We start from the raw sequence: 8783 nt of genomic DNA, 5'->3' as shown, positions 1-8783 counted from the left end.
GCGACCGCTTCGGCCTCGGCGGCGGCCAGCACGATCGGCGCGTCGGCGTCGCGGGTCCCCTGCCCCAGGTCGCGCCGCACGACCAGGGCGCCGACCTGATAGTCGCGGGCGGCGTCGATGAAGCGCAGGCGCAAGGCCTCGGCGGCCGGTTCCAGGGCGCGGGTTTCGGTCTCCACCGGCGCATCGTCGGGCTGGACCAGGTCGTCCTCGACCAGGGCCGTTGCGGCCCGGCCCGAGCGCGCCAGCATCCGCACGTGGTCGCCGCGCTCGACCGGATCCAGGGCGAAGGCCTCGGTCAGGGGCGAGAGGGCGTCGCGCAGGCGCATCGGCCGGTCGACGACATAGCCGCCCACCGCCCCGCCCGCCTCGCCCGGATCGATCGCGACACCCGCCCGCGCGCCCAGGGCCTGGATCAGCTCGGGCAGGGGCGCGATGCCGGCCCGGCCGGTCAGCCAGTGGCCCAGCACCCAGTTGCCGCCGTCGCTCCAGACGTCCGCGCGGGCCGGAAAGTCGGGGAACGGCCGGGCGTCCCAGCACCAGGCGCTGGCCGCCTCGACCATCGGCTCGCCATAGACCGGCGAGACCGGATTGGCGGCCGGATCGGCCAGCCAGGCCAGCACCGCCTCCAGGCAGCGCCGCTGGCCGAAATCGTCGCGCTCGCCGGTCGAATACGGCGGCAGGAAGCTTTCCGAGCTCTTCGGGTCGATGAACAGGTTGGGCGAATTGCTCCCCTTGTCGACGGCCGGGCAGCCGAACTCGGTCAGGCGGATCGGCTTGGAGCGCGGGACCCAGGCCGTCGGCGTCGCCGACCGGACGCCGCCGGGCCGGTCGTGGTGCGGGTTGCTCCACCAGTTCAGGAGATCCTTGGCGCGGAACATCCACGCCTCGCCATGCGCGCCGTCGGTGATCGCGGTGCGGACCTGGGCGTCGCGGGCGACGGGACTGGCGTAGAACCAGTCGAAGTTCTCACCGCCGGTCAGGCCGGCGCGCAGATAGGCCGGATCGTGCGGCCCAAAGAAGCCGGCGGCGGCGTCCAGATGCGTCTCGCCCTCGCGCCAGTCGGTGATCGGCGGATACCAGTCGACGCCGACGAAATCGATGTTGGCGTCGGCCCACAGCGGGTCGAGGTGGAACACCGCGTGCCCCGTCCCGTCGGCGGGCTGGTGGCCGAAATATTCGCTCCAGTCGGCCGCGTAGCCGAGCTTGGTCGAGGCGCCCAGCACGCCTCGGACCTCGGCCGCCAGGCTCTTCAGCTTGGCGACCGCCGGGTAGGTCCCGCCCGGCCCGCGCGTCGTGGTCAGGCCGCGCAGTTCCGAGGCAAGGACGAAGCCGTCCACGCCGCCGGCCTGGACCGCCAGGCTGGCCTGGTGCAGCACCATGCGGCGCAGGCCCCATTCGCCGTCGAAGAAGGCGGCGACCTGGCTGGTCGCCGCCGCCGTTCCGTCCGTCCCGGGCTCGCAAGCGATCCGGCCACGCCAGGGATAGGCGGCTTGGCCGGCCGGGGTGTCCATCAGGATGAACGGATAGAGCGTGACCTTCAGGCCCCGCCGCTTCAGCTCGGCGATGGCCTGCAGCACCACCGCGTCGGCCGGCGTGCCGCCATAGGCCGGAACCCCGTCGTGCAGCGAAACCAGATGCGCGCCCGAGCGGCCGACGCCCGCCACGCTCCAGGTGGTCGGCAGGGTCTCCTTGGCCGCCTGCTCGACGCCCGGACGGATCTGGCACTGGCCGCAGCGCAGGTCGGTCCCGAACCAGGCGACGACCAGGGTGACGTGGTCGACGTTCGGCAGTTGGGCCTGCAGTTGATCCAGCGCCACCACCAGATCGGGACGCCCGTCGGCGTTATGGACGCTCTCGCTGGCGGTGCGGGTCAGGCCCTCGCGGCGCAGCACCGCCTGGGTCGCATAGACGAACTCGCCCGCGCCCGGGATCAGGCAGACGCCCTTCAACCGTTCTTCCAGACCCGGCGGATCGTCCGGCGCCCGCGGCCGGCGGAACACCTCGAACGACAGTTGCGGCGGGCGGTTTCCGAACGCCTCCAGCGGCAGATCCTCGAACACCACATAGGCCACGCCGCGATAGGCCGGCGCGTCGCCCTCGATGGCGGCGATCAGCGGGTCGGGCGCCTGGTCCTCGGTCCCACGATGCACGCGCATCGTCACGCCCGCCATGTCCATCACCCGCCCGTCGGCCCAGACGCGGCCGATCCCGTCGATCGGTCCCTCGGCCACGGCGACGGCGAACGACAGGCTGTAGGCGTAGGCGGTCGTCTTCTGGCCCTTGGAGCCGCCGACGCGGCCCTCGACCCGTTTTTCACGAAAGCGCGCGGCCCAGATCACCTGGCCGCCGACCCGCGCCCGGCCGAAGACGCACGGCAGGGCCGCGCCCTCGGCGGCGCCCGTCAGGCGCAGTTCGGGGATGCGCGGACCGACCTGCCGGGCGGGCGACAGGGCGCTGATCGCCGCCTGGTCGACGGCCGCGCCCAGCGCCGCCCCGGCCACGGCCCCCAACGGCCCGCCGATCGCCGCGCCGACGCTGGAGAGGATGACTTGGGCCATTTGCCTATTTCTCCTCCGATTTCCCCGGCGTTCGCCGGGAAGGTCGGGTGTTTATTGGGGATGGGGAAACCTGAACGCCGCGACCAGGCGCTCGCGCCACCAGCGACCCAAGGCGCTCTCGACGCAGGCCCGGCCCCAGTAGGCGTGGATCATCCGATCCGCGCCGGACTGGATCGCACAGTGCTTGGCGATCGCCCCCGGCGCCATGCGGAAGACGAGCACGTCGCCGGGGCGGGCCTGGTGAAGCGGAATTGGCGTCAGCCAACGGCCGAACGCCTCCAGCAATAGCTCGCGCTCGCCAAGCTCGGCCCAGTCCGGGCGATAGGGCGGCGCCTCCTCCGGCTCGGCGCCGCGCAGCGCGCGCCAGACGCCGCGCACCAGGCCCAGGCAGTCGCAGCCAGCGCCCAGGGTCGAAGCCTGGTGACGGTAGGGGGTTCCGAGCCAGAGGCGGGCTTGGATTACGATGAAATCCTCCCCCCAGCGGGGGAGGTGACGGCCCGCCAGGGACGACGGAGGGGGAAGAGGCAAGCGCTCAAGTCCTTCCCCCTCCGGCCCTTTGGGCCACCTCCCCGGCTGCGGGGAGGATTTGCTCTCGCTTCTCACCGCCGCCCGCCGTCGTTGCGCTCGCCCTCGACGGGGTACAGCGTCAGGAAGTCCTCGCCGGGCGCGGTCGGAAAGCCGCGGAAGTTGACGCCGTTGCCGAACGCGCGCGTACAGGTCGTCCAGCGCTTGTCGCAGGTCGCGCCGGGATGGCCCGACAGGTCCACGCCGCAGCGCGCGTCGCCCAGTCTCGCATCGCAGAGCCGGGTGAAGGTCCGGCCAGCCACACGCTCCAGATCCGCCAGCGGACCGGCCAACGTCGCCTTGAACGCCGCGCCTTCCCGACTCACCGCCGCGATCGTCGCCGTCCACAGGCGCACCAGCCGCGACGGCGCGCTCCAGTCGACGCGCAGGGCTAAGACCTTGGCGCCGTCATAGAGCCCGGCGGCCAGATCGTCCTCGGAGATCCCCGCGTCATCCAGCACGCCCAGCGCCGCCGCCTGTCCGGGCGCGTAGCCGACGGCGGTGTCGGACGCGCCCGGGCTCCAGCCGCCGCCGGCCCGGCAGGTCGCCCCGTCGACGACCAGGTCGCGATCATGATCGGTGAAGCCCAGCTTCACACCGTCCACGCGGGTGAGGATCCAGGCATGGCATAGCCGGGCCAGGTCCAGGCCTTCGGGAAGGGCGCGCATCAGTCGCGCACCTCGACCAGGGCGCAGGCGCCGACCCGGCCGGCGGCGAAGCCTTCCAGGGTCACGTCCAGCCGGTCGATGTCGAAGCGCACCGGCGTGTCGAACTCGAAGCCTGCCGTCACCGCCGCGCCGGACGCCGGGGCGGCGTTCAGGGTGACGAGGCCGCTCGTCGCGTCGACGGAAAAGGCGCCGGCGGAGAGGGTCGCCCCGGCCACCGCGACCTTGACCGTTCCGGCCACCGGCTTGGCGATCGGCCGCGACAGGGCCGTGGATCCCGTCCCATAGGCCTTGACCAGCTGGAACGCCTTGCGGCTTCCGTCGCCCGTCCCCAGCGCCTGATCGCTCGCCGCCGGCTGGGCCGAGGGGGCGCACGACTTGCAGTCGGCCGGGTCGCGGAACCGAAAGCCCGCCAGCCGCCCTCGCCGGGCTTCGAAGAAGGCCAGGAGCTCGGCCAGCTCGTCCAGCGGCCGCGCGGCGGTGGCGATCAGGTAACGGCGGCGGCCCAGCGCCCAGGGGCTGGTCCGCCGTTCGCCGCCCGAGGCCAGGGTGACGATCTCGGTGCGCCACTCGACGCCGCCCGAGCAGCCGAACGCCAGGCGCGCGGGCAGGCGCGCCTCGTGGAACTCGCTCATCGCGATCCTCTCGAAAAGATTTCGGGAATTTGACGGGAAGCGCGACGTTTCGCCGCGAACGCCATTAAGTCTGCGTCATGACCCGCTTTTCACTTCATGTGCGGGTCGTCGGGCCCTACCTATGGGTCCGAGATTGGAGACCGAAATGGATTGGAAGACCCTGTTCCTGTCGCCCGAGGGCCGCATCGGCCGCCAGGCGTTCTGGATCGGCTGGCTCGTCCTCTTGGGCGTGAACGTGGCCGTGGGCTGGCTGCCCATCGTGGGACACCTGATCGCCCTGGCGACGATCTATTCCAGCGTCTGCATCCACTCCAAGCGCCTGCACGACATGGGTCAGACCGGCTGGTGGCAGGTGCTGCCGTGGGTGTTCGGCCCGATCCTGGTGATGGGCTCGGCCCTGTCGATCGGCGTCTTGCCGGCCATCGCGGCCCTGACCAACGGCGAGCCGGAGCTTTCGGCCCTGACGGCGCTGGGTGGCTTCTTCATCTCGTGCTTCATCGCCTTCGCCATCTGGCTGGCCTTCACCCTGTGGGTCGGCTGCAGCAACGGCCAGACCGGCGAAAACCAGTACGGCGCGCCGCCCCCGAACACGGCCGCGGTGGCGCTTTAGTTCCCCTTCTCCCCTTGCGGGAGAAGGTGGCGCGCAGCGCCGGATGAGGGGTCGATAGGCCTGTCGACCTGGCGCCCAGGATCAGCCGCCGTCGCGGCGGCTCTTTTCTTCAACCCCTCACCCGACCCGCTTCGCGGGCCACCCTCTCCCGCAGGGGGAGAGGGTTTCACAGGCGTCGAGATCCCAGGCTCACGGCCCGCGCCAGGGCTTGGGCGATCTGGGCGTCGGAACGCACCAGGCCCGCGACCTCGCCGCCCTGGACATTGACCGTCACCGACACCCCACCGTTTCCGGCCGGCTCGATGCTTCCGGCCGAGGCCGGGCGGAACAGCTCCGGCCCGCGCTCGCCGACCAGATAGGCGCCGCCGGGCAGCACCGGGCCGCCGTCAGCCCGCGCTCCCGAGAAACTCTTCGACAGCGCCTCGCCCAATCCCCCGCCCTTCAGCGCCGCCCCGGCCGCGCCCAGCACGGCGCGCGCCAGCTCGGCCAGCGACACCTGGCCGTCCGTGGCCGCCCGCGCCAGCGAGCGGGCCAGCGAAGCCCCGGCTCGCGAGAACGCCTCGTCGATCGAGCGGGCGGCGCGCTCGGCGGGCGCCTTGAGGGCGTCCAGGGCGGCGGCGGCCTCGGCGGCGCGGGCGGGCACGGCCGACAGGCCGTCTTGTTCGAAACTCATGGAACGGGCTCCTTGTCGGGATAGCGGGCGATCAGGGATGCGAAGTCGGCGCGCGACAGCACGGGCGCGGACGGCGCTTCGGTCAGCGCCCGCCACTCGTTCAGCGACAGCCGCCAGAAGGCCTCGGGCGCCAGGCCCAGCCGCACGGCCAGGCGCAGCGGCTCGGCCCAGGCGCTCATGCGCAGGCCGCCAACGCCGCGGCGAGCGCGGCGGCGGCCTCCGGGACGGTGGCGCGGGCGGCGATCTCGGGCGGCTCGCCGCCGCCGTCCAGCAGGGCGGCCAGGATCGCCGAAAGCTCGGCGACGCCCAGGGTGGCGATGCGGTCGGGCAGTTGCGACCAGTCGGAAAGGCCAAGCGCAGCCTCGATCCGGGCCAGGGCGCCCAGGGTCAGGCACAGACGGCGCGGCGCGCCGGCCAGGGTCACGACGACCTCGCCGCGAGCGGGGTTGGGGGGAAGCATGTCTATCGAACCTCTAAAAAGCTCGTCACCCCGGCCGCGGCGCAGCGAAGAGCCGGGATGACGAGGGGTGGTTTCATCGGCGATCGTCGTTGACTCTAGATGGCCGTGAAGCTCACCGCGCCGGCGCTGGCCAGGCTGATCGCGAACGCCGCCTCGCCGTCGTGTTCGCCGGCATATTCCAGGGCCGCCACCAGGAACGGCCCCTCCAGCTGGCCGAAGTCCGGCACGATCAATCGCCAGACGCGGGCCGACTGGTCGAAGAAGCTCGTCCGCACCTGGGCGTCGGAGGGGGCGTCGCGGAAGATCCCCGAGCCCGACACGGCCACCGATTTCACCCCCGCCCCGGCCAGCAGCTCGCGCCAGCGGCCGGTGCTGTCGCTGTCGGTGGCGTCGATGGTCTTGGCGTTCAGGCTGAGGGTGCGGGCGCGCAGGCCCGCGACGGTGTGGAAGGTCGGGGTCGCGGCCCCGTCGCTGATCTTCAGCAGCATGTCCTTGCCGGCTTGGGCGGCCATGGGAAGCTCCTTGTCCTAAAGGGTTTCGGTCACCGCCCGCACGCGGACGATCCCGAGCGTGGTCTCGCGGTCGGCGCCGGCGAAGCAGTCGGCGTAGGGGACGCGCAGATTGACGAGGCGCCGGCCGCTCAGGGCCGGTCGGGCGTCGTGCAGCGCCGCGCGCACGGCGGCGACCAGGGCCCTCGCCTCCTCCGGTCCGCCGAAGCGGCTGGCGCAGGTGAGGGTCAGGAGGTGCTCGATCGCGTCGCCCTCGGACACCGGACGCCCTTCGGACCGGGTGACGACGACGCATGGAAAGGTCGGCAGGCGTGGGCTCGTGGCGTAGATCCGCTGGCCGGCGATGGCCGTGACCGCGGGCGCGGCCTTCAAGCTCGCGACCAGGGCGTCGATCAGGGGCTTGTCGGTCACAGCCGGGCCTTTCGATAGGGGGTCAGCCACGGCTCGACGAGGGCCAGGGAGGGTTCTCCCCCCTTCTCGCTTTGGGCGTCACGATGCTCGTAGGCGTGGGCGACCAGGGTCAGGACGGCCAGGCGCAGGGGCGCGGGGCTGGCGGCGGTCAGGGCCAGGCCCGCGGCGGTCGCGACGCGGGCCTCGGCGGCGTCGATCAGGATGGTGAGGACGGCGTCCTCCGCCGCGTCGGCGACGCGTAGGAACGCCCGGGCCTCGGCCAGGGTGAGGGATTGGGGCATGGGGGGATTTCCTGAAAATCCTCCCCCCAGCGGGGGAGGTGTCGGCCCGGAGGGACGACGGAGGGGGAAGAGGCGGGCTTTCCAGCACTTCCCCCTCCGTCCGCTTCGCGGACACCTCCCCCGTCAGGGGGAGGATTGGGTCAGCTCGCCGCGAACTTCAGCAGCTTGATCGCGTCGAAGTTCTGCACGCCGCCGCCGACGCGCTTGGTGGTGTAGAAGAGGACGTGCGGCTTGGCCGAGTACGGGTCGCGCAGCACCCGCACCCCGGCGCGGTCGACGATCAGGTAGCCCTTCTCGAAGTCGCCGAACGCCACCGACAGGCTGTTGGCGGCCACGTCCGGCATCGCCTCGATCTCGCTGACCGGGAAGCCGAGCAAGGAGGCCGACTGGCCGGGCTGCAGAGCCGCGTTCCAGATGTAGTTGCCTTGCGCGTCCTTGAACTTGCGCACGGCGCTGACCGTGCGGCGGTTCATCACGAAGCGGCCGTTCTGGCGGTACTGGGTCTTGGTCGCGTAGATCAGGTCGATCAGCTTGTCGGTCGGGTTGCTGGCCGTCCAGCCGCCCGCGACGCCGGTGGCCAGATAGCCGACCTGACCCCAGGTGTAGCTGGCGTCCGGCGCGGCGGTGTAGGCGAGCAGACCCTTGGGCTTGTTGACGCCGTCGCCGGCGACGAAGGCCGCGGTCTCCTGGGCGGCGAAGGCGTCCTGCACTTCCTCGGCCAGCCACTCGTCGATGCTGACATAGGCGTCGTCGAGCAGGGCCTGGGTCGCGGCTGGGCTGGCGTAGAGCTCGCCGGCCGGGAAGTCGATGACGTCCAGGGTCGGGGCCGTGGTCTCGGGACGCGCGGCGGTCTCGGCCACCCAGGCGGCGGCCAGGCCCGTCGGCGAGACCGGCTTGCGGAAGGTCCCGGCGCCGATCGTGCGGACCTGGCATATTTCCCGCATGGGGCTGGTCGCCGCAAGGCGACGCAGGATCAGTCGCTCCAGCTCCGGCGGGGCGACGTAGCCGCCGGCCGTGGCCGCGCCTTCCGACAGGCCCTTGGCTTCGAGGAGGGCGGCGGGCGTCTCGCCGGTCTTCACATAGCGGTCGAAGGCGGCCTTGCGCTCGTCCACGCGCGCCAGCGGCGCGTCGGCCGAAAGCGAAGGCCTGCGCAGGTCCGACATCAGCCGGTCCAGCCGCGCCTGGGCCTGGGAGACGGCCTCGTCGATGCGGCCGACCTTCTCCTCCAGCAAGACGTCCGCCCGCTTGGTCTCGATGGCGGCCAGCCTCTGGTCGTTGGCGGCCTTGAAGCTCTCGAACGCGGTCAGGACGTCAGCCAGCGCCGCGCGGGCCTCGGGCGAGGCCGCGTGTTTGGTTTCCTTCATGGGGTTCTCCGGAAAAGCCCCTCCCCCTCGATGGGGAGGGGTTGGGGTGGGGT

Annotated in this window: 11 protein-coding genes and 2 pseudogenes; 1 reads left to right on the top strand and 12 read right to left on the bottom strand. The window is 72.3% G+C overall.

From position 1 onward, the window contains the following. The 4 genes and pseudogenes from VJ655_RS11815 to VJ655_RS11800 all read right to left on the bottom strand — a co-directional run. Window positions 1-2558 (bottom strand): baseplate multidomain protein megatron (locus VJ655_RS11815; protein WP_324111275.1); only part of this gene is annotated, 2558 nt, incomplete at its 3' end. 41 nt (window positions 2559-2599) lie between these two features. Continuing rightward, window positions 2600-3161: pseudogene (locus VJ655_RS11810) on the bottom strand (NlpC/P60 family protein); the annotation flags it as partial. After that, window positions 3158-3790, bottom strand: coding sequence for a baseplate hub protein (locus tag VJ655_RS11805; protein WP_324111274.1), 633 nt, complete (start codon window positions 3788-3790; stop codon window positions 3158-3160). The gene VJ655_RS11805 and the pseudogene VJ655_RS11810, both read right to left, overlap by 4 nt. Further along, complete coding sequence (locus VJ655_RS11800; RefSeq protein ID WP_324111272.1) at window positions 3790-4422, bottom strand: DUF2460 domain-containing protein; 633 nt, start codon at window positions 4420-4422, stop codon at window positions 3790-3792. Before VJ655_RS11800 ends, VJ655_RS11805 begins: the two co-directional genes overlap by 1 nt. A gap of 145 nt (window positions 4423-4567) precedes the next feature. On the opposite strand from VJ655_RS11800, the gene VJ655_RS11795 reads away from it, so the two are divergent. Further along, entirely contained in the window at window positions 4568-5032 is a 465-nt protein-coding gene (locus VJ655_RS11795; RefSeq protein ID WP_324111270.1) for a DUF805 domain-containing protein, read from the top strand. Window positions 5033-5198: 166 nt separating this feature from the next. On the opposite strand, the gene VJ655_RS11790 is transcribed toward VJ655_RS11795, so the two are convergent. From VJ655_RS11790 to VJ655_RS11755, 8 genes and pseudogenes are all read right to left on the bottom strand, one after another. Continuing rightward, window positions 5199-5705, bottom strand: coding sequence for a phage tail tape measure protein (locus VJ655_RS11790; RefSeq protein ID WP_324111268.1), 507 nt, complete (start codon window positions 5703-5705; stop codon window positions 5199-5201). Further along, a complete protein-coding gene (locus VJ655_RS11785) occupies window positions 5702-5884 on the bottom strand; it encodes a phage tail assembly chaperone (RefSeq protein ID WP_324111266.1) in 183 nt (60 codons plus the stop codon). Before VJ655_RS11785 ends, VJ655_RS11790 begins: the two co-directional genes overlap by 4 nt. Then, window positions 5881-6165: a GTA-gp10 family protein gene (locus VJ655_RS11780; RefSeq protein ID WP_324111264.1), complete on the bottom strand. Its 285-nt coding sequence runs from the start codon at window positions 6163-6165 to the stop codon at window positions 5881-5883. The genes VJ655_RS11785 and VJ655_RS11780 overlap by 4 nt, the downstream gene beginning before the upstream one ends. Before the next feature lie 95 nt (window positions 6166-6260). Further along, a complete protein-coding gene (locus tag VJ655_RS11775) occupies window positions 6261-6677 on the bottom strand; it encodes a phage major tail protein, TP901-1 family (protein WP_324111262.1) in 417 nt (138 codons plus the stop codon). Between the two features lie 15 nt (window positions 6678-6692). Continuing rightward, the gene (locus tag VJ655_RS11770; protein ID WP_324111260.1) at window positions 6693-7085 is read right to left on the bottom strand and encodes a DUF3168 domain-containing protein; all 393 of its coding nucleotides are present in this window, start codon (window positions 7083-7085) and stop codon (window positions 6693-6695) included. After that, window positions 7082-7366 carry a head-tail connector protein gene (locus VJ655_RS11765; protein WP_324111258.1) on the bottom strand — a complete coding sequence of 95 codons (285 nt, stop codon included), beginning with the start codon at window positions 7364-7366 and terminating at the stop codon, window positions 7082-7084. Before VJ655_RS11765 ends, VJ655_RS11770 begins: the two co-directional genes overlap by 4 nt. 17 nt (window positions 7367-7383) lie before the next feature. Beyond that, window positions 7384-7464, bottom strand: a pseudogene (locus tag VJ655_RS21105) (peptidase); the annotation flags it as partial. A 42-nt stretch (window positions 7465-7506) separates the two neighbouring features. Beyond that, window positions 7507-8730: a phage major capsid protein gene (locus VJ655_RS11755; RefSeq protein WP_324111256.1), complete on the bottom strand. Its 1224-nt coding sequence runs from the start codon at window positions 8728-8730 to the stop codon at window positions 7507-7509. Window positions 8731-8783: the final 53 nt, after the last annotated feature.

This window comes from Caulobacter sp. (assembly GCF_035254145.1).
Taxonomy (GTDB): Bacteria; Pseudomonadota; Alphaproteobacteria; order Caulobacterales; family Caulobacteraceae; genus Caulobacter.
The sequence above is the reverse complement of the archived record's forward strand: the minus strand, read 5'-3'. Positions and strand labels throughout refer to the sequence as shown.